General features: G+C 43.1%; 18 protein-coding genes. 5 read left to right on the forward strand and 13 right to left on the reverse strand.

Annotation, left to right across the window (positions count from 1 at the left end; translation table 11 throughout):
* Positions 1–232 precede the first annotated feature (232 nt).
* Positions 233–541: a hypothetical protein gene (locus tag JOD21_RS02395; RefSeq protein ID WP_204728069.1), complete on the forward strand. Its 309-nt coding sequence runs from the start codon at positions 233–235 to the stop codon at positions 539–541.
* Between the two features lie 134 nt (positions 542–675).
* Here JOD21_RS02395 and JOD21_RS02400 read toward each other — a convergent pair whose 3' ends face one another.
* The 3 genes from JOD21_RS02400 to JOD21_RS02410 all read right to left on the reverse strand — a co-directional run bounded on the left by JOD21_RS02400 (position 676) and on the right by JOD21_RS02410 (position 5,380).
* The gene (locus JOD21_RS02400; protein ID WP_204728070.1) at positions 676–1,254 is read right to left on the reverse strand and encodes a hypothetical protein; all 579 of its coding nucleotides are present in this window, start codon (positions 1,252–1,254) and stop codon (positions 676–678) included.
* 55 nt (positions 1,255–1,309) lie between these two features.
* Positions 1,310–2,548 (reverse strand): LysM peptidoglycan-binding domain-containing protein, encoded by a 1,239-nt coding sequence (locus JOD21_RS02405; protein WP_239581318.1) that lies wholly within the window; start codon positions 2,546–2,548, stop codon positions 1,310–1,312.
* A 312-nt stretch (positions 2,549–2,860) separates the two neighbouring features.
* Positions 2,861–5,380: a bifunctional 2',3'-cyclic-nucleotide 2'-phosphodiesterase/3'-nucleotidase gene (locus JOD21_RS02410; RefSeq protein WP_338032860.1), complete on the reverse strand. Its 2,520-nt coding sequence runs from the start codon at positions 5,378–5,380 to the stop codon at positions 2,861–2,863.
* A 322-nt stretch (positions 5,381–5,702) separates the two neighbouring features.
* On the opposite strand from JOD21_RS02410, the gene JOD21_RS02415 reads away from it, so the two are divergent.
* On the forward strand, positions 5,703–6,236 hold the full coding sequence (locus tag JOD21_RS02415; protein ID WP_204728071.1) for a CueP family metal-binding protein: 534 nt from the start codon (positions 5,703–5,705) through the stop codon (positions 6,234–6,236).
* Positions 6,237–6,272: 36 nt separating this feature from the next.
* Here JOD21_RS02415 and JOD21_RS02420 read toward each other — a convergent pair whose 3' ends face one another.
* Positions 6,273–6,746, reverse strand: a complete 474-nt coding sequence (locus JOD21_RS02420) for an immunoglobulin-like domain-containing protein (protein WP_204728072.1) — start codon at positions 6,744–6,746, stop codon at positions 6,273–6,275.
* A 33-nt stretch (positions 6,747–6,779) separates the two neighbouring features.
* Complete coding sequence (locus JOD21_RS02425; protein ID WP_204728073.1) at positions 6,780–7,250, reverse strand: immunoglobulin-like domain-containing protein; 471 nt, start codon at positions 7,248–7,250, stop codon at positions 6,780–6,782.
* A gap of 283 nt (positions 7,251–7,533) precedes the next feature.
* Between JOD21_RS02425 and JOD21_RS02430 the strand changes: the two genes are divergently transcribed.
* Together JOD21_RS02430 and JOD21_RS02435 are read left to right on the forward strand one after the other, a co-directional pair.
* Positions 7,534–8,364: a hypothetical protein gene (locus tag JOD21_RS02430; protein WP_204728074.1), complete on the forward strand. Its 831-nt coding sequence runs from the start codon at positions 7,534–7,536 to the stop codon at positions 8,362–8,364.
* A 123-nt stretch (positions 8,365–8,487) separates the two neighbouring features.
* On the forward strand, positions 8,488–9,594 hold the full coding sequence (locus JOD21_RS02435; RefSeq protein WP_204728075.1) for an S-layer homology domain-containing protein: 1,107 nt from the start codon (positions 8,488–8,490) through the stop codon (positions 9,592–9,594).
* 63 nt (positions 9,595–9,657) lie between these two features.
* Here the strand turns inward: JOD21_RS02435 and JOD21_RS02440 are convergent, their stop codons facing one another.
* On the reverse strand, positions 9,658–10,569 hold the full coding sequence (locus JOD21_RS02440) for an acetamidase/formamidase family protein (RefSeq protein ID WP_204728076.1): 912 nt from the start codon (positions 10,567–10,569) through the stop codon (positions 9,658–9,660).
* Positions 10,570–10,748: 179 nt separating this feature from the next.
* On the reverse strand, positions 10,749–12,314 hold the full coding sequence (locus JOD21_RS02445) for an S-layer homology domain-containing protein (protein WP_204728077.1): 1,566 nt from the start codon (positions 12,312–12,314) through the stop codon (positions 10,749–10,751).
* Between the two features lie 208 nt (positions 12,315–12,522).
* Between JOD21_RS02445 and JOD21_RS02450 the strand changes: the two genes are divergently transcribed.
* The gene (locus JOD21_RS02450) at positions 12,523–13,053 is read left to right on the forward strand and encodes a hypothetical protein (protein ID WP_204728078.1); all 531 of its coding nucleotides are present in this window, start codon (positions 12,523–12,525) and stop codon (positions 13,051–13,053) included.
* Between the two features lie 163 nt (positions 13,054–13,216).
* On the opposite strand, the gene JOD21_RS02455 is transcribed toward JOD21_RS02450, so the two are convergent.
* From JOD21_RS02455 to JOD21_RS02480, 6 genes are all read right to left on the reverse strand, one after another.
* Positions 13,217–13,930: an S-layer homology domain-containing protein gene (locus JOD21_RS02455; protein WP_204728079.1), complete on the reverse strand. Its 714-nt coding sequence runs from the start codon at positions 13,928–13,930 to the stop codon at positions 13,217–13,219.
* Positions 13,931–14,126: 196 nt separating this feature from the next.
* Positions 14,127–14,375 carry a DUF3006 family protein gene (locus tag JOD21_RS02460; RefSeq protein ID WP_204728080.1) on the reverse strand — a complete coding sequence of 83 codons (249 nt, stop codon included), beginning with the start codon at positions 14,373–14,375 and terminating at the stop codon, positions 14,127–14,129.
* 101 nt (positions 14,376–14,476) lie between these two features.
* Positions 14,477–16,252 carry an S-layer homology domain-containing protein gene (locus JOD21_RS02465; RefSeq protein WP_204728081.1) on the reverse strand — a complete coding sequence of 592 codons (1,776 nt, stop codon included), beginning with the start codon at positions 16,250–16,252 and terminating at the stop codon, positions 14,477–14,479.
* 239 nt (positions 16,253–16,491) lie between these two features.
* Entirely contained in the window at positions 16,492–17,766 is a 1,275-nt protein-coding gene (locus JOD21_RS02470; protein WP_204728082.1) for a PD-(D/E)XK nuclease family protein, read from the reverse strand.
* A gap of 49 nt (positions 17,767–17,815) precedes the next feature.
* On the reverse strand, positions 17,816–18,583 hold the full coding sequence (locus JOD21_RS02475; RefSeq protein WP_204728083.1) for a DUF7225 domain-containing protein: 768 nt from the start codon (positions 18,581–18,583) through the stop codon (positions 17,816–17,818).
* Between the two features lie 121 nt (positions 18,584–18,704).
* Complete coding sequence (locus JOD21_RS02480) at positions 18,705–21,104, reverse strand: S8 family serine peptidase (protein WP_204728084.1); 2,400 nt, start codon at positions 21,102–21,104, stop codon at positions 18,705–18,707.
* Positions 21,105–21,276: the final 172 nt, after the last annotated feature.

Consider the following 21,276-nt stretch of genomic DNA (forward strand, 5'->3'; position numbering starts at 1 on the left):
TTTTAAGCTTTTATGCTTTTATGTGTTAAAGTTATTATACATGAAAATGGGATTAGTGCAATAGGTTTAGGGGAATTTTTTGGGGACGGAGTTCATACTCCATGAGTGAAGTAACTCTGTCACCGGGAGAAAGCAACTCGGGGACGGAGTTGGCACTCCATATAGAGTGTCATCTCCGCCACCTGAAACTTTCTGCAGACTTATTCGTAATTCTAATCAAGGAGGAAATCTCATGCTTGAATTATTAACATCCATCATCCCACTTATTTTTATTGCTTACACAGTACATAAATATCGCGAAAAAATATTATCTTTACCGATTAAACACATATTTGTAGTGGCAGGATTATTTTTTGTAACCATTGCAGCGGCTACGTTTCTGATCTACTACGTGGGCAACTGGCTGGTGGGAATGATTCCATGGTCCCCCCTTCGTTTACCCGCATTTATCGTCATTGTGATTGCAGTGATTTACCCTGCTAAATGGCTATTATGGTCGACTGTGTTTCGTGTGTTGTATGTGGATGCACAGCTGAAATAGAGAATAAATACACTCGGGGACGGAGTTCGCACTCCAAATACGGACAAAAATAGAGACAGAGTTTTCACTCCATTCAAAGTGTAAACTCCGTCCAAAAATAATAGAGTGCCAACTCCGTCCCCCAAAAACAGCTCTCAAAAAAATATCACCTCATCACTCACCCGCCTGCATTCTTCTTCGATCCGCCTGACGATCCAGCGTTTTGGGAGGTTTTCTGAGGTCTTGTATTGATGGTGCTCGTAGTATGGCATGAGCTGTTTGAGCCATTCGTACATGAGAAGGTTTTGGCGGCAGGTTTGTTCGAGCCCCGTGAGGCCGCCTTCTATTGAGAGGTAATGTTTGTAAAAGTGATCATAGTGCCGGCTAATAGCTTCTTCTATCTGGAGGGTGGTCTGGCGTTTAATAGTTTTCAGGTCGACTGTAACCTGATAGCCTCTCAAAAGGTCTGCAAGAAGTCGCTTCAGTTCACTAGTTACTTCTATATAAAAGACATTTCTTCTTAGCAGTTCGTATTTATAATCATTGTCGTCGGGGTAAAGATATCGCAGTTTTTTTATGTTTTCTTCTATTAAACTACTCATATCTTTTTCAAGAAGCGGCTTAAGCTCTCTCTCAACATCAGCTGAAATTTTTTTACCAAGAATAGCTTTTTCTTCTGTTAAAGAATCTTGTGTCGGCACTTCTTCTATCATTTTTTTCTTAAAAAAAGCCATTCTTATTCCCTCCATTTCTTTTAAATATACAAAAAAAGCTGCCGCGGCAGCTCGTTTAGTTGTAAAAGCGTTTGAAGCTTTCGAATTTAGACTGCCAGTAACCGCCATCCAGACTTGAGATCGTGACGCCATTGTCTCCTGCGTGGATGAACTGGTTGCCACCGATGTAAATACCAACGTGTGAAATCCCTTGTTTGTATGTATTTTCGAAAAATACGAGATCCCCCGGCTGCGGGTTGCTGACTTCAAAGGACCGTGCATGCTGCCCTTCAGAGTTGGTACGTGAGATATCAAATCCTGCCTGCTTGTGTACGTAGTAAATAAAACCGCTACAATCAAATCCGCCTGGTGCCGTACCGCCCCATGCATAAGGCGTACCAAGGTGTGACTGGGCTTCTGCAAGCAGTTTGCTGACGCTTGCTGTCACATTCTCCGAGCTCTGTGAAGTCTGAACTGGCCCTGTAGACGACTGGTCAGGTTGAACCGATCCTTTTAAACGAAGCTTCTGACCGACTCTGATCATGTCCGAGGAAAGCTGATTGATATTCTTTAATTCTGAGAGCGACATTTTATGTAAGACGGCAATTTTACTGAGCGTATCTCCGCTTTTTACAATATAGTCACTGGCGGCCGGCTGAACAGTAACATTTGGCTGGGATTGCTGAGCGGTTGCGCTCTGGCCATCAACTGTCAGCTTTTGTCCTGCGTATATGATATGTCCGCTTAAGCCATTTAGTTCCATCAGTTTTGCAAGACTGATACCATGTCCGGCTGCAATTTTAGATAATGTATCACCTGATTTTACAATATATGTACTGTCTGCTGTTACATTCAGAGTCGCTGTATTTACCGGTTGACTGACTGGTGCAGCGCCTTTTAATTTTAATGACTGGCCTGGATGGATAATATGAGATAATAACTGATTAAGTGATGTCAGGTCAGCTAACTTTGTACCTGTTTTAGCTGAGATGGCTGACAATGTATCCCCCGGCTGGACGATATAGACTGCTGCCTGCATCGTGGCAGCACCGGTGCTTTTACCTGAAGGAGCGGTTGCCGCTGAAAAAGTTGCCTGCTCTGAGGAAATCTTCAGTATCTGATTCGGCCGTATAAGTTCAGAACTCAGATTATTTAACTTCTTAATATGATCGACAGATGTTTGATATTTGTTTGCAATCTTCCAAAGAGAATCCCCGCTTGATACCGTGTAGGTACTTGCCTGGGCTTCAGAATCCGTTCCCCCAAAAGCCGCCACAGCGATCGTTGCTGCAGCCGTATAGAACCACTTTTTCAACCCGCACACTCTCCTTCTGACAGTTACATTCAAATAACCCGCATCAATAATTTTCTGATAATTAAAACATAAGTCTATAATACTTCCTTTTGAGAGAGAAGTGATATTACAAAAGTGTTACAAATGAGTTTTTGAAAGGGTCCTTTTTGAGGATATGAAAAGGGACAGAGTTCGCACTCTGCGGGGACGGAGTTTATACTCTATTCTAGAGCTAACTCTGTCCCCGACATGTGGAGTGCAAACTCCGTCCCCAAATCAAACTCTGTCCCGGAGTAAAAACTCCGTCCCCAAAAGACTCTATTCCATAAGACTCTATTCCATTAACATATAAATCAGCTTTGCGGCCTGGGCACGTGTTGCCGGCTGTTTAGGGCCGAATTTGCCGTTGTTAAGGCCTTGCATGTAGCCCAGTTCTGTAGCTGCGCTGACTTCTTCTGTGAAGTAGATGTTGTCCTGGTCTGTGTAGTTTGTTGTTGTATCTGTCTGGTAATCTGTGTTGTTTTTAACATTATAAGCACGTACGAGCATTGCAGCCATCTGTTCGCGGCTGATTTCGCGGTACGGCGCGAATGTGCTGTCTGTAATACCCGTTGTGATGCCTGCTTCGAAGGCTGCGTTGATCTCGTCTGCATATGCACCTGTTACATCATCAAAGTAGCTGTCACCTTCTGCTGTTAAATCTAGCGCACGGACCACAAGCGCTGCGAATTGAGCACGCGTGACTTTGCCTTCTGTATCAAATGTGCCGTCCGGCTTACCGTTTACGACGCCGTTTACAGCAAGGGTTTCGATGTATTCTTCAGCCCAGTGGCCTGCAGTATCACTGAATTCAACACCTGGTTCTTCTGTGTCATTCTTATCAAATGTCAGGCTGTATTTAGCGAAACCGTCTTCACCTTCACCTGCATAAGCGATATGACCGTCTTCTGTCAGGTAATCCTGCGCTTTCGGTGACGACTCAAATACGACATTTACATCAGCATCGATTGGCGCAAATGTCCAGTTGCTGTCTGCAGAAGGGTTGATTGTGCCTTCTTCTAGAATGTAGTTGATCAGCACGTTACGGTTTTCATCCGGTGATTCGATGATGATGTTGCTGCCATCGATGCCCGGGAAGCTACCGCCGCCGCTTGCACGGTAGTTGTTTGTCGCAACGATAAATTTCTGTTCAGGATCAATTGGCTCTCCATTGTACTGAAGGTTTTTGATCCGGTTAGCAGATTCGTCAATCACGTTTCCATCAACATCATATTTCAAAGGTTCAGTGACATCAATTTCATAAGTAACGCCGTCAATGACGTCATAGTTGTATGAACGGAAGTCTCCGTTTACAAGCGACTGCTCTTCAGTTGAGTCAGGATCGATTGTGTTAAATTGACCAGCTGAGCGCTCAAGCCATTCTTTTACATCAGCGCCTGTAATCAGTACAGCCTGCAGCGTATTCGGGTACAGATAGAGGTCCGCTACGTTTTTAATTGCAAGCTCGCCGGCAGGAATGTCTGTGTAGTAAGACGAGTCGCCGCGCGTTCCTGCTTTAAATGGAGCGCCTGCTGATAAAACCGGCAGTCCTTCATATTCAGTTCCCTGAATATAATTTTCCACATACCATTTCTGAGCGTTTGTAACGATCTGGATGGATGGGTCATCTTTTACCTGAGCAAAATAGCTGTTAATCGGCGCAGTTGTTGTTCCTACAGCACTTCTTACCCAGTCAACTGTTTCGTTATGGTCCTCTTCAATCACTTCATACAGTTCTTCCACGCGGTCAACCAGCGCATTCCCTTCATCATCCGCAATACCGCGTGTTGACGTCTGCGCGTTCATCACTTCCCACTTGCCGTCTTTCAGCTGAATATCAAGGTCAACAAGGCCAAGGTGGCTGCCCCAATATCCAGGCATCACTGAAGGCACACCATTGATCGTTCCTTTTTCAACGTCTACCCCTTCAATACCCGCGTAATCCTCAGACGGGAACAAGCCGTGTGAGTGACCGAAAAGAAGCGCATCGATTCCCTCAACTTTTGAAAGATCATATGTAGCGTTTTCTTCCATACCGTTTTGCGTAACAGATCCGATACCTGAGTGCGGAATCGCAACGATCAGGTCAGCGCCTTCTGCTTTCATTTGTGGAACGTACTTTTCAGCAGACTCCACCATATCTTTTGCAATGACTTTCCCTTCTAAATTAGCTTTGTCCCACTGCATGATCTGAGGCGGAGCGAATCCGATCACACCAACCTTAATCTGATGCTCATCGCCTTCTTCATCGACTACCGTGCGCTCAAGAATTTCATAAGGTTTAAAATACGACACATCATTTGAAGGATCATCATCACCATCATCTATATACACATTTGAATTCACATATGGAAACGCAGAACCCTCAAGCGACTGATCCAAAAAGTCCAGGCCATAGTTAAACTCATGATTCCCAATGTTCCCGGCGTCATAATTCATCATATTCATTACTTTATAAACAGGATGCGTCTCGCCTTCTTTCAGCGGATTCTCCTTTGCAAAATAATCACTCAGCGGATTCCCCTGAAGCAGATCCCCATTATCAAAAAGCAGACTATTTTTCGCTTCCTCGCGCGCTTCCATTACAAGCGCAGCCGTCTTCACCAATCCATATGCATCCGTCTCCTGATCCTGATAATAATCATAGTTCACAAGATTCGCATGAATATCAGTCGTCTCCAGGATCCGAAGCTTTACGACATCCTCACCCATTACCTCAGCATACGACACAGACGGCGTCGCCATCGGTACAATCAGCCCCAAAGCCAAAGCTCCTCCAGCAAACGCTTTCAATTTCCCACCTTTTCTCACCATCAAAAATTCCTCCCTATGTATCATTGGTTAGATCAACCAGTTTTATTTTACCATTTGGTGGAGGGATTTGGGAAGGCGGAGAGTAGCAGGGTTTGGGGACGGAGTTGAGACACTATGTTAGGGGGACGGAGATAACACTCTATATTTCGAGTAAACTCTGTCCCCTATTAGTGGAGTATCAACTCCGTCCCCAAAAACCAAAGCGTAGTGCAAACTCCGTCCCCCAAATGAACATTCTTTGTCAAAACCACATTCCCTGCTTACATTTCCCACGTTACATACTATAATGGGGTATATCAACTAACGAAAGGACGTCGGTTTCATGAAATTCAAATCACTTTTAGCAATATTATTTGCTTCGATTTTATTGGTCGCTTGCGGCAATGAAGGCAGCGAGGAAGCTGCATCTGATAGCAATGACTCTATTAATATTAAAGAATTGGTGAATGATTTCAGTACACGTGAGGTGAGTGCTGAGCAGGCTTCTATTACAGGTGAGACGCTAACCATTACTGAAGAGGATGGCAGTGAGAAAATACATGATGTGTCGGGTGAGGATTTCTTTGTATCGATCGCACCTTTTGTTAACCAGACCCACTCGTGCACGTTTCACAGTCTGACTGGATGCCAGGGCGAAATGGTGGAAGAAACGTTTGACGTTTATATTGAAGATTCAGAAGGCAATGTGATCATCGACGAGAGTATGACCACTTTTAAAAATGGCTTTATTGACCTGTGGCTGCCACGTGATGAAACATATAGTGTAGTAATTGAACAAGATGGAATGAGTACAGAAGCTGAGATCTCAACGTTTGAAGGAGATCCAACCTGCATTACAACGATGCAACTCAGCTGAAAAAATGACGCAGGAGACATGGGCCTGCGTCATTTTTCATTCATTGATCTCAAATTCAGCGGCGAGGTCATATTTGTCATAATCCCCTGAACTCCTAAAATCTATGACATCCTTTACAATGCGGTATTCTCCACTTTCAAGAGTATCGTATATGCCCGACCATGATGTTTTCCACTCATCAGCAGCATCAGGTAGCACTGTATATCCTACATCCTCAAATCCGTAGTTCTCTTCCAGCGTGATCGGGACCTGATACCAGTCATCATTGATTTTCTTTTCCAGCACATAGGATGCGCCGTAAAGCACCTTCTTGTCAGAATCGTTTTCAATCAGCACAGTCACACCTGTTTTTGAAACTGACTCTTCGATCACACTCATGCTGACACCTGTAAAATTATTTACCTCTTCAGCATCTGTTGGCTCCCAATCAGTTTCTTCTGCACCAGACGAAGAGCAGCCTGTCAAAAGCAGTATAAACGTAAGTATTCCTGAAATGACATGCGATTTCACAATGATTTCCCCTTTTATCAAACTGTAAATGTTCTATTTTATAGTAAACTCCACAGCAAGATAATTCCGCTTTTTAGAGTTCTCTGACACAGAGTAGTTGATTCCTTTCAGGATCCGGTATTCACCTTTATTAAGCTCGCCGTACAGCCAATCCCATTCCATTTCTTTTTCTGCGGATGAGCCTGGGGCAATGGTGTATCCAATTGCGGTAAAACCATATTCCCCTTCAACAGTGATTGGAACTTCAAACCACTCACCATTTACCTTTTTCTCGAGTATATAAGCGTTTCCATACATCACCTCTCTATCGGAATCGTTTTTGATCACCACAGTCGCCCCCTTTGAGGAAACAGACCCTTCTTTCATTTTCATGCTCACACCCTCAAACGTATTCACTTCCTCAACCTCCGATGGCTCCCAGTCAGCTTCTTCCGCGTTAATAGTAGAACATCCGGCTAAAAGTAGCATTAATAACACGCCTGATAAAATATGTAATTTAGTCATTTTTTTACCTCCTTTTGGAATTAGACGTGGGGGAGTGGAAGAAGTTTCATTCGGGGACGGAGTTTGTACTCCACTTGGAGTCAGAACTCTGTCCCTTATATTTGGAGTGTTAACTCCGTCCCCAAAGCTGCACACTACTAATTTCTCATATTACATAATAATCCATTTTTGTCCCTATATTTATGATACACTCTTATCAATTCTTAGACAGGGCACAGCTCAGTCTCTCTTGTGCCCTGAAACCTTTCTTAAAACTGTCCGTATATCTACTTGAGGTGAAACGATGATTTATCAGGAAACGAATACAGATATGTTTTACAGGATTTTTTATCAGTTGTTTTTTATTGGTTTTGGATTATTTGTTTTAGCTGCAGGCCTTTTTCCAGTTTATCTGCTATTTACAATGCCTTCGTGGTGGATTTTGACGGTGGCGTGGATGACGCCTTTTCTACTTTGGATTGCCTGGTATATGGCTAAGGCTTCAAGGCAAAGTTTTATGAAGGAAAAGTATCTGTCGCGCTATGAGATTAAGGATGGCAGACTGACTGGGGTGTCTTACAGATTAGATGAAAAACCACGGATGCATGATGTTGATCTCAATGATGTTAAGCGCGTTGTGGTCACTTCGTATATTTTGAGGCTGAATATCCACCGTCATACAGGTACATTGGACACTCATTATTACACACCTGTCACTGCGCCGGCTTTGTATATTGTGAGCGATGATGATGTGGTTGAAATGCTGATCAGTGACCATCACAATCCTGCTACAAATGAATGGCTGCAGTTTTTTGCTGACCAGGGTATTCCGGTAACTTATACAGATGAAATCATGCATTTTATCGGCCATACAAAATTTTGGAGTGTAAAAAAGAGAGAGAAATACGTACGCGATGGAAGTGATCTCGTTGACTACAAAGCACCGTTTAACTGGCCTCACGATGCTGAAGAACTCTATGAAAAATGGAAAAATCAATCTCCTTTAAAAAGACTAAAAATCGATGAAATTGAACTGAAAACGCATCAGGAAAATCAGAAAAAGAAGAAATTGCGCTCATTTTGGGCGGTTATTCTTTGGATACTGATGGTTATAGCTCTTTTGAGTGCGCTCTAACAGTGTAGTTGGGGACGGAGTTGACACTTCAAATGGAGTGGCAACTCCCTCCCCAAAGTTTGAATCCTATCTCCCTTCAAACTCGTCTATACTCAGTAACAACAAATTCCAGGAGGTTTTATCATGAAAAAGTACATAACAGGAGCTGCGGTGGCACTCGGTTTGAGTACGTTCCCATTAGCGGCGGATGCTTCGTTTAGTGACGTGACAATGTATGGTGACGAGATCAATTATTTAACAGAGCTGGATATCATCAAAGGGTATGACAATGGTGAGTTCAAGCCTGACAATCAGGTGACGAGATTGCAGGCTGTGCAGATGATCTTGCGCGGTCTTCAGGTGGAGCCTGATGGTGAGAGTAGCACTGAATTTAGCGATGTTAACGCTGGTGATTACGGTTATGATGAGATTTTTGCAGCGGTTGAGCTTGGCATTATTTCGGGAAAAACGGATCCAGAGACTGGTGAGCAGTATTTTGATCCATATGCCCCGCTGACCCGTTCACAAATGGCAAAGATCTTAACGAATGCTTATGTCCTTGAAGAGGAATGGAATTACTTTTTTACAGATATCAGTCATGATCATTGGGCAAAAGATTATGTAGATACGCTGGCTTCACACGGTATTTCGACCGGCTATGAAGACCGGACGTTTAGGCCTGATCAGCAGATTAAACGTGGGCACTTTGCGTTATTTATGGCGCGAATGCTTGATGATCGTTTTGTGGAAGGCGATGTGATGGAGTATGTGAGTTATATGCCTGATCCAGAGGACTTTGAATTTAACGACGAAGCTTACCAGGAGGAGCACAAATTTTTAGGATATGCAGAAGATGGTTCACAGCTTTGGGAAGTAGTTACTACAAATATTCAAGAGGCATCAGATAGTTTTGGTGAAACTAGTACCGAATATAGAAAATATTTAGAAACAGCAGACGGTTTATTCATGAGTAGTACAGATTCTCTGGAAAACCTCAACGAAAGCAATATAAATTTAGCTTTCCCTTATCCACTAAATGAAGACGGCACAAGTATTCACAGCGATTATGATTTTTCCTACACATCTTTCTATATCAGAGAAGAGATGACGATCAATGATGTAAACTATAAAAATGTTGTTGTGGCTACTTATCACCCGGACTATTCTCTATCAAGTCCTTATACATCATCAACCTATTATGCACCTAATCTAGGGTTAGTAGATCGATCAAGTTATTGGTTCGGAATATAGTTATTTGGGGACGGAGTTGACACTCTATGTGCAGTGCCAACTCCGTCCCCATTTTTTGGTGTATTAACTCCGTCCCCAAACCTCAACGCCATAAGCCTCCAGCACATACATCGGCACATGAAACTTCGCTGTTTTCAGCGGATCCACGATTTGTCCTACCTGAACCTGGCCCGCTGCACTCATCAGCATGGTCATTTCCGATAAAGAAAGCCCTGTCTGCGGTCTGATAAGGTCGATCATTAGCTCAACTGCTGTGTCTGCCGCTTCGTCGAGGGTTTCTTTTGATACAAGCGCTGTCAGGCCTGCTTCGTTCTCTAAAAATGGGTAAGTAATACTTTGTTTTTTTACAACTTTCACTGTAATTTTAACAGTAGCCGGAATTTCGATGCCGGATACGCTCACCTCGCCGTCTCCCATTGCTGCATGGAGATCGCCGAGTGACAGCAATCCTCCCTCATGAAACACCGGGAAGTACAATGTTGCGCCAGTTGTAACCTCTTTCGTATCCATATTCCCCCCATGCGCACCAGGCGTTCCGCATGAAATGCTGTCTTCTTCAGGCGCAACACCGATTACCCCAATCATTGGGTTCAATGGAATGCTTAACTTATCATCAAAAATCGCTTTTCCATCGCGAACCGGAATCATTTTTACCTCGAAATTCTCCATCCGATGCCCCATCACACCTAATCCGGGGCCCGTCACCATAACACCACGATCACCAATCTCAATATCATCAATCCGAACCTTTAAAATATCACCCTTTTGCGCGCCTTCTACAAAAATCGGGCCAGTCGCAGGATTCACCTTACTCCAGTCAATTGAATCAAAAGCCGTATCCTCTGACTCTATCTGATTCTCAAAACAATCGTATGTATCTACTACAATCTGATCACCAGATTTCACCTTCATTGCCGGTTCATTCGCCTGATCCATTGCGTAGATGAAATTTTCTTTTGCTAAATGGTTTGTCATTGATTCGTGCTCCTTTCAGTATGGATATATTTATATATTTCTAACTGCGAAATAGAATTCCTTTATTTTTCTAGAAGGAGTCTGGTGACCTGGTGTTTAGGGACGGAGTTAATACTCCATTAACTCTGTCCCCGAATAGCGGAGTGTTAACTCCGTCCCCCAAAATTCGAATTCTAACCTCACCACCGCGTAAACAACTTCCCATCCCTATAGTAAGCAAAAGGATTTTCAGCAAATCTGTCTGCTATGGTCAGGTAGTAAAAGATCTCAATGTCTTCACGTTCCTGGTATTGTTCGTATTTATTTAATTCATGCAGGGTCTGTTTTGCCAGCTTTTCTTCATTTGTAAAGTGTGGAATATACCCTCTGGTAAAATAATTCCATGTTCCGTCGCCACCTGCAATCTGGTCAAACTCCAAATAATCTTCAGCTTCCAGGTCTATAAGGGAAATTTCTCTCCAGTTGTCACTAAACTCTGATGTGTCATCAACTCTCGCTAAGTCTTCGCCATAATATACGGAGCCTGCTCTGTAATAGGCGTGATATCCTTCCTCTGCAGCCGCTGCTACACTGGAATCATAAAAATAAATCACAATTTCTTCTTCAATATTTGGAAATAGCTCTGAGTTGTAATAATCTCCGTATTGAGCAAGAAACTCTACTTTTTCAGAATCAAGATAAACATGAAAAACATGTTCCCGGTATTGAACGGACTCTCCAAACGCCTTTTCATATGCTGGCGGCGGATTTGGCCCATATACATACTCTGAAAATACGTTCCAATCCTCCCCACCTCTGATATATTTAGAATCCTTGTTTGGAATTTCTTCAGCTAAATAATCAATGCTCATCTGCACACGTTCATCACTCACCTGATAAGTGATATCTCCTGATTTGATTGTTGCACCACCACTATCAACAACTGCTGACTGATTGAAGAACGTTTCCATCCATTCAACCGTGTCCTGCTGCCAGCTTTCTTTAAAAGGCTGGTCTGACTGATTTTCTATCACTATTGAAACGAGGTTGTTTTTCTCAAATAAGATTGTCATTTCAACAGGCTGTTCAAATACATCATTTTCATATAAAAAAGTAAGGTTCTTCTCGTTAAAATTTTCGGCTTCATTTAATAACTCAATGTCCCCCAACTGCTCAGTTACTTCCTCTCCCGTCATAAAAAATTCAACTTCCGGCACAAAAATTCCCGCTGTCGGAAAAGCCTTTCTGTAGTCTTCTTCAAATACTCTTGCCATAAAAACTGAAAGCTGAGCACGCGTCACGCCATTCTCCGGTTTAAATAACTTATTTTTTGCATCAATTGTAGTAACCCCTTTAGCTGCTAAAGGAGCTACAAATAATGATTGCTCTTCATTGATATCTTTAATCTCACCAAAGTATTCCCCTTCCAACTCAAATGCCCTGGTCAAAGCTTGAGCCATTTTATAACGGGAGAGCTGCGAATGAGAATAATGCGTGCCAGTTTGAATATCATCTATTCTCCATTGATCAATCTCCAATGCACGTGCAAACATTAATGCAGCCTGATACTCCGATAAAAACTGATTAGGGCGAAACGAACCATCCTCATATCCATTAATAATACTGCGTTCACTCAAATAATCGATCTCCTCCGCAGCCCAGAACTCTGGAGAAACATCAGAAAAAGTCTGTGCGCTTGCTTGATCATAATTTGCTGTGGCTACTAAAATAAATAAAGCCAATGAGCTTAAAAGTATTTTATACATATTGCCCCCTTTTTTTGCGCAGTCTTTTTTCCTACTTTTGTATGTTTACCACTAAAGAGGGGGTTTTAACTTGGGGACGGAGTTAACACTCTGATTTTTCAGTTCAACACTGTCCCTAAAGCGTCAACTCTGTCCCCAAATATTATTTCGGAATTATTTGACTTTTTAGTTATTAAAGGTCATATTATCTATAAAGGAGAGTGGTAGAATGGTCGCTATTAAAAGAAAGTTCCCGGATTTTATAGGCATTACTATAAATTTTGATGAAATTCTTTCTAATGAGAGAAACCAGTTCCGCTTTCCTACCAGAAAAAATGCATTTTATACGATCAAAGAGTCTGATTACGTTTTAAATTTACGTATGAAAAAAGCAGATAGAACGTTAATAAAACAAAGAAAATATTGCAGTTATATTGAACTCCATATAGATGAAACATTACAAAAGGTAAGTTGGAAACTATCTTTAAAATACGCTCATAATCTTCCACGACAGGAATTGTGCCACATGATTGGAACATTCAACTCAGGGACTTTAAAAGGCTGGGAATATGAACTTATTGTCCTGACAAAAGAGCAGCTTTTGTTCAAAAAAGAACAGCGGATCACGCCCGAAGAACGCATAAAACAAATCGCCCGTGAAACAGTGCAATCTGATAAAGAAAAATATTCAGTCAGTCCAAATGTTGATGGAAACAGAAGAAACAGCGAATGGTTTGCAGGCAGTTTTGCCGGAAAATAGAACGAATTGAACCGGAACAGAGTTTATTCTGTTCCGGTTATTCATTTTTTCAAGCACATGAGAACGGAGTTAATACTGCAATTTTTTATTTAAACTCAGTCTCCGGTGTGTACACTTGATGACACTACAACCTCTGTCCCCACTGTGCTCACCAGATCACACATTAACCTCCGTCCCCACCATCGCACCCCAACCCCCAAACCACCTTCGCCGCCTGCGCACGCGTAGCGGTCTGTTTCGGCCTGAATGATCCTTCAGCTGTACCTGTCATGATTCCAAGCTCATAGATGGCATTAACTTCTTTTTTGAAATGGATCTGGCGGTGATCTTTGTAGGAAGCTGTAATGAAAGTCTCGTAATCAGTGAGGTGAATGATGTTGTAGGTGCGATACAGGATAACAGCCATTTGTTCGCGGGTGATCGCGCGGTGTGGGGCGAATATTTCGGGATTAATCCCTCTAATAATACCTGCTTCATAAGCTGCGCTGATTTCATATTGAAGGTTTCCGTTAACGTCTTGAAAGTAGTTTGTGTAGACGGGTTTGAGGTTTAGTAATCTTGAGGTTATAGCGGTAAATTGTGCGCGGGTGATTTTGTCTTCGGGGGCAAAAGTGCCATTCGGCTTGCCGGTAACAATCTTTGATTCCGCTAGGGAGTTGATGTAGTTTTCAGCCCAGTGATTGTTGATGTCTGTAAAAGTAGTAGATTCAGAGTAAATGTCAGAGGAGCAAACGAGGTTTTCATACAGTTTATTGGACTCGGTAATGGCTGGCTGCAATGGCCAGGGGATCATGAATGTGCACATAAAAATGAATGTACATTTTAATAATAGTGGTTTTTCAGGCAGATAAATCCCTCCAATTAAATATGTTTTCATAAAGAGATCGGTTGTAACAATGAAAGTGGATACGAAGTATGAAGGTTTTTGCAGAAGACTAAACGAGGTGAATTTATCATAGCATAATTCAGAACTGAAGCAAGAAAAATTTGGGTCGTAATTCATACTCCATATTAAGAGGCGGTTCCATCACCGGAAAAAAGGCAGTTTGGGTCCATCCCAAACTGCCTTCATCTTAGTCCCTATTCTTCAATCTTTTCATTCTCTCTTTCATCGCAACCCGCCTGGCTTCGGTCAAATCGTGCTTCGGTTCGCTGACGAAATTTTGTTCAGTCGTTTCTTTCACATCAATGAGGAGTCCTTCAGAAACATCATGACTGAAGTTACTTTCAGCAATATATTCTTCAACCGTTTCATCTTCCTGCCAAAGCAGTCTGACCAGGCCGTTTTCAATGGAATCTATCGTGTACAAGCCTTTTCGCATGAAAACCCTCCTAGGATTTTGGGGACGGAGTTAACACTCTATATTCATTGCCAACTCTGTCCCCGGTTAGTGGAGTGTGAACTCCGTCCCCAATAAGAAAATCAGTCGAGCTCATGCACAACATTTCCATCTGGATCAATCAGCTGCGCTGCATCGCCATCATTGTTCCAAATATATGCACCTGTCCAAAGCAGACGGTCAGCTCCTGCAGTCGCGCCATTTCCTGAAACGATTTGCACGCTTGCACCGGCTGCGAGCACGTAGTCGTCCGGGAATGTGTATGTCTGATTCCCTTCAACACTCACAAGCGTCCAGCCGCTCATGCTGATATCAGATGACCCCTGATTCTCGATTGTTACAACTTCTGTTTCAAGATTTTTACCAGTAATACGAAGGTCATCTGACAGGTCACCATCATCGCCAGGCACTGGTTCCGGTTCTGGAGTTGGCTCAGGTTCTGGCTCTGGTGTCGGCTCCGGAACAGTAAACTCTCCACCTTCTTCAACAGTCAGTACATCACCATTACTTGTGAAAATAACCGAACCATCTTCTGTCGCGTAGATGTTAACCGGATACTGCGCCAGGCGCTGCACCACTTCATCATGCGGGTGTCCATAAGGGTTATCGCCAAATGAAAGCACAGCATAGTCAGGATCAACTGCTGCTAAAAATTCTGCAGATGTACCTGTATTTGAGCCATGGTGTGACACTTTCAGGACTTCAGATTCAAGGTCCATTCCATCCACCAACAGTTCTTCTTCTACATCAATTCCAGCATCACCAGTCAGCATAAAGTCCATGTCACCATGAGTCAGCTTCAGCACAATAGATCCGTCATTCATATCACTTGCTTCAGGATCAACCGCAATCGCAGCCAGATCCGTCCGTTCATCATCTGAAAGTTCATCGCCAACTCTTACATCCCTGTAAAAAACGCCCGTGTCTTCAATCGCATCTAAGTAATCTTCAAACACCTGTGTCGTATGAACCTGACCGCTGTCAAAGGCCTCTTTTACATCATAATTGCGAATCACATCGGCAGCTCCACCAATATGGTCTGCATCCGGGTGCGTAATAATAAGCGTATCAATCCGCTTCACACCTTCAGCCTGCAGAGCCGCTTCCATTACAGAACCATAACGGCCCGCATCCACTAGCGTTACTTCACCATTTGTATGTTCAATCAAAATCGCATCGCCCTGACCAACGTCAAGGAACGTCACATCCATTTCACCGAGCTCACCAGTCTGACCGGAACCGCCGTTATCGCGGAACGATTCATTTAAAAGGCGTGCCATAAACAACGCAAAGTGCTGGCGCTGAAGCTTATTTTCAGGCTTGAAGGAACCATCCTGGTATCCAGTCGTTACCCCTGCATTCGCTATTCTGCTGATATGCTCACTCGCCCAGTGACCACTAGCCACATCGCTAAATGAATAATCCTTATCCGAAGAAAGATCATAACCCTCAGCCATAATCTTTGCCATTTGCGCACGCGTCAGTGTGCCATATGCATCAAAAAAGCGCGACCCATTTTCAGCTGTTTTGCCTCCGATAAAGCCAAGTTCAACTGCTTTTGCCACTTCCTTGTAACCATAATCACCAGGGCGCAGATCCGTAAAACCTGGATTAAGCACCTCATTCTCTTCAATATTCGTTATCCCCATCTCACGCAAAATCATCTGAACCGCCTGCAGCCTGTTCAGCGCATTACCGGGGCGAAACGTACCGTCATCATACCCCTTGATGATTCCTTCACCAGTCAGATAATCAATCTCATCTGCGTACATGCTGACATCATCAAACGCAGCATCAGCCGATAAAGGCGTTGCCAAAAGCAAACCGGCAGTCACCGTTGAAACAAATAGTTTTTTCATATTGTTGCCTCCTTATGTATTATGAGTGAAGACCCGGGACTGTCCCGGGTCTTCGGTTTGTTTGGGGACGGAGTTTACACTCCAAATAGAGTATGAACTCTGTCCCCTGAAAATAGAGTGTAAACTCCGTCCCCAAAAATAACTATTATACAATTATATTACAACCACATTACTTTTCAATAGTTTCACCAAACTTGTAAATATTAGCTATTTTCAAAGACATGTTTTAACCACTCAAATCACTTCATCGCTGACAGCACCTCAGCCGTCCTTTTCACATCCACCATCCCCTGATCATCAAATTCCAAATATCGTTCATTCCCCGCAAGAGTAATATCTTTGCCTTTTCGAATGGTATTCGGCTTTTTGAGCGTGATAGGCAATTCATTTTTAACCAGTTTCACCGCATATTCTTCCGGATTAATATCCGGGTAAGATTTTGTATTCATCTTTGCTCTGAGCTTGTCCTGTTCAAGCAAATAGTAATGATCCGATCCTTCAACGCCCCACCAGAATCCCCAGAAACCACCCCTGGCATTTGGAACATAACCCCAGTTACCTGACATGTGTTGCTGAAGCTCTTGATAAAAGCCCTGCCATGCCTCACCGCTCCACGTTGCAGGAGATGTTGTCCGGTACGCCTGCACCTTATCTTCAATTTCATTTATATAGGAAGCATAATCCTCAAATAATGGGTGACCAACCTGCTGATGTCTGTGCAGAAAATTAAGTAGCCTCGTTCTTCTAAATGGTTTGAAACCAGCCGCCGTCACTGATTTATAATGACTTTGGTCAGCAATTTTGAAATACACCGGCAGGATCGTATAATCCGAAAAAGCTTCGCTGGCATATGTCATATATTTAACAAGCTGGTCCGAATGATTAGAGGTAAAAGTTTTATCCTCTATGAGAATGACATACTGATCATTAACTTTAATCAGTAAATCGATTTTCTTATGCTGCAGTTCAATTCTCAGATCATGAACATATGGCAGCGGCACACCATGTAAATTAAAAAGCTCACCTAACAAGTCTTTCCCTGCTGCATGCAATGTTGGCTCCGTATATTGAAAGTCAGGGTGCGCCCAGCTTAACAGCCATTTTAAAAAAGCATCCTGCGTCAGTTCACCAGTTGCAAATTTAAAAATATTGGGCTTTTCCTCTGAAAAACCGGCCGGTCGCGCCTCAGCAAGCAGCGTTTCCACATTATAATTTCGCTCAGGTTCCTCCCAATAACCTTTTGATAAAATCGCATCCGCATACATCGCAGGGAAAACTACTTTATCTCTGATATCAAGAATTTGAGCATGCGTCTGAGAAACCTGTACAAGCAGCGTGTTCTCATCACGCACAGCAATCACCATTGGGAAACTGCCATTCATAATGCTGTAGTCGCAGTTTTCACATTTGAGGACTTCGTCAGTCTGGACTGTAGTTTGTTCATTTTCAATATGTAAATCTTCAATAACAGTTTCAATTAGATTTCCATTGCACTTTGGGCAAATTTTATTCATTTGGGCCTCCTGGATGATTTAATTGAACATATATTTTTGTCCCGGGTTTTCAGTTAGCTACTCCAATCTTCTCTAACTTCTTCAAATCCACTTCATACTTCCCTTCATACACACGCGCAACTGAAAGAATCTCTTCTTTTGGACCATAGTACAAAATCTTGAAATCATCATTTATGTATTGCACCACAAAGAAATCATCAAAATCACCGAATGTACGCGTATTAATGGTAACGAATCCTTCGTTCTGAGCAGTTGCTTTCACACTGATCCGGCGACCGCCGCTTTCTACATCAAACCCATGCTGATTGACTTCTCTCGCAAGGTTTCCTCCTGTGTGCAGTGCGCAGTAAAACTCCCCAATCCTGCCAATCAGGTGTCTCAACTCAGTTGCACGGCAATTGAAAAGACTCATTTCATTTCTCAAAATCTCCTGATATTCTTCAAATAATTTCTCAATCTGCTCCCTGCTGATGTTTCCAAGCTGGTGATTTGCACTTTCCTCATACATCACCTTCTCGCCATTTTTCCACTCACCAACAATTTTCTCTTCAACCGTACTCTTTGCCCTGTGAAAAATCAATCCGGTGTACCTATGGTGTTCTCCAACAAACTTATATGTACTCTTATTAATATAAATAAACAAATGTTTATCAAAACGAATTCCTTTATTGAAACGGTTATAACAATAATCCGACAAAATCACACTCTCAGGGTTCGTTCCAAACTTCATAAACAACTGATGCTGCACCTCAGCCCGTGACACAAAATCATTCACCCGTCCAGACATTACTTCCACTAGCTGATCATAAATCTTCATCAGAAAACACTCCATTCATTATGATATCTGAAGACCCGGGACAATCCGGAGTCTTCACTCTAAAAACTAAGGACGGAGTTCACACTCAAACTAGAGTGTCAACTCCGTCCCCAAATTTGCATTACCTCAAAACCCTCCCCAAAAACACCGCATACTGCGCTCTAGTAACCGGATCGTTCGGTCTGAACTGTCCATTCGACCCTGTCGTCACGCCATTATGATAAAGGATCTTTATGTATTCTGCTGCCCAGTGATCTGAAGGAATATCTTCAAATCCCGGATCAGTTTGCCCTTCCAGTCCAAAGCTTAGAACAAGAATCTTCGCCATTTGCGCTCTGGTAAGCGCTGCTTCCGGCTTGAAATCAGGTGTTTTAGCAAAAACACCTGCCTGCTGCATACTCATAATTTCATCATAATAAAGGTAAGACTCCGGCACGTCCTGATAGGCTGCTGACTTCTGAATCACAGGCAAATCGATTACTCGTGACAACAGCAGTGCCACGTGACTCCTCTTAATTGATTGTTCAGGACGAAAAGTGCTGTCACTGTATCCTTTGATGATTCCTTCATTCACTAAAGACATGATCTGCTCACTCGCCCAGTAATCACTAGAGACGTCTTTGAAGTCAGACGTAAGGATATCAGCAACTGGCTGTTCAGCTCTAACCTCATCCACGATGATTGGAATAGATACGTTTATGCCCTTATAAGTCAATTCCAGGACTGTGCTGCCTGACTGCTGGAATTGAATCACTCCATCTTGGATTGTGGCAATAGCAGGATCCTGCATTTCCGCACTCACCTCATCCAGCCTTACATTTTCAAATTGATCATTTGAAATATAATAGCGAATGTCAGGCAGAAAAGTATCTCCCGGCTTCCCCTGAATAAGAGAAGCCGCTCTCAGCTCACCTTTAATCAAGATCGGAACAGTAATCTCGCTTCCCATGAACGTTATGGTAAGGTCATACGCTCCCGCTCGTATCAATGAGATACTTCCATCCCGATTTATCACCAGACTCTGATCATCACTCAAAACCCATTTTCCTTCATCCGAAGCCAATACTCTGGATTCATTAATTGCAGTCTTCACCATTATCTGAGGCACCAGATTCTCCCCAATCGTCCCGCTTAATGGACCCTCAACACTCAACACAGGTAATACTGTCAATGAAAAACTGTGAGTTTTACCCTGATAAGTCACCGTGATTTCAGCCATACCAGCCTCTTTAAAATAAACCTCTCCACGATCAACTTCAGCGACTTCTTCATTCGAAGACATCCAGACTGCCTGATCACTCTTAGCAAGGTCAAGTGCCTCTCCATTTTCTAAAAGGGCAGTTGCATTTACTTGTTGCGCTTCTCCTACAAACCCTTCAATCACTGCCGGACCCTCAATGACCTTCACCTGATCCGGTGCTGTGAGTCCGGTCAGCTCTTGAAGCTGTAAAAGCCCCTCTCCGTAATATATATCACGGCCCTTCAAACCAAGATCAACAGTGGCCTCAAGCAATTGTTCTTTTATCCACTTAGAATCGGCTGCAGGATATCTCTCCATTAATAAAGCTGCGGCACCTGTTACATAAGGTGCTGCCATAGAGGTACCGCTCATTCTGACATAGCGATCATTCAGATAAGTGCTACCAATGTCTGTTCCCGGTGCTGCCAGATCCACTGCTGGACCAATAGAAGAAAAACTGGCATAGTTACGGTTTCGGTCCACGGCACCCACAGCAATGGTTTCAGGGTAAGCGGCAGGATAAGAAACCTCATGGCCTGACTTTTGTCCATTGTTACCTGAAGAAGCAATCATCAGAACCCCTTCTGCTTCAGCCTGCTGAATCGCTCTTCTCGCAGCGGAAGAATCATACTCCGATCCAAGACTCATATTCACGATATCTATCTCGTTTTTAACTGCCCAGTCCAGCGCAGCAATCATACTAGAAAGCGTACCTGTTCCGGTATGGTCAAAAGCTTTCAATGCATAAACGTCTGCACCGGATGCGATTCCTTTGATTCCGATTTGATTATCAAGCGCTGAAGCAATTCCCGCCACGTGAGTGCCATGACCATTATCATCGCGATAGGAAGACGTATAATTCACAAAAGACGCGCCGCCTGCAATTCTCAAATCATTATGCGCCGCAATACCTGAATCAATGATGCCGATTTTAACTCCACGCCCTGTCAGGTCAGACTCCCACAGTGAAGGTGCCTGGATCATCATCGGTCCCCACTCCACAAACTGTTCGTCCAGGGAAATTTCAATATTTCTTTCTATATGGTGAATGAGTTCAGATTGACGCAGTGACTCATAAGCTGAAACAGAAAGCCTTGCTTCTGCCAGATTGAAATTTTCATAGTAAGATATGATCTCGCCGCCCGCTTCACGAATCAGCTGTCTTCCATCTTCACTTTCAAACTCAATCAAAAATTCCCCTTCAAGCTGTTTTCCGGAAACCTCACTTCCAATAAATACAAACGGAATGAGCAGCAATAAGAATGAACAGATATGTTTCAATAATAATTCCTCCATGTATAAATTCTATGATGTTAGTATTTATATCGGAGCACTGCCTGCAGATTTAAATGAACGCCCACTAAAAAACCTGCTGAAAGGCCAGCAGGTTTTTAGTGATTACACATATTTGGGGACGGAGTTTACACTTCAAGTGTTAACTCCGTCACCAAAT

The sequence above is a fragment of the Jeotgalibacillus terrae genome (genome assembly GCF_016908195.1).
In the GTDB taxonomy this organism is placed as follows: domain Bacteria; phylum Bacillota; class Bacilli; order Bacillales; family Jeotgalibacillaceae; genus Jeotgalibacillus; species Jeotgalibacillus terrae.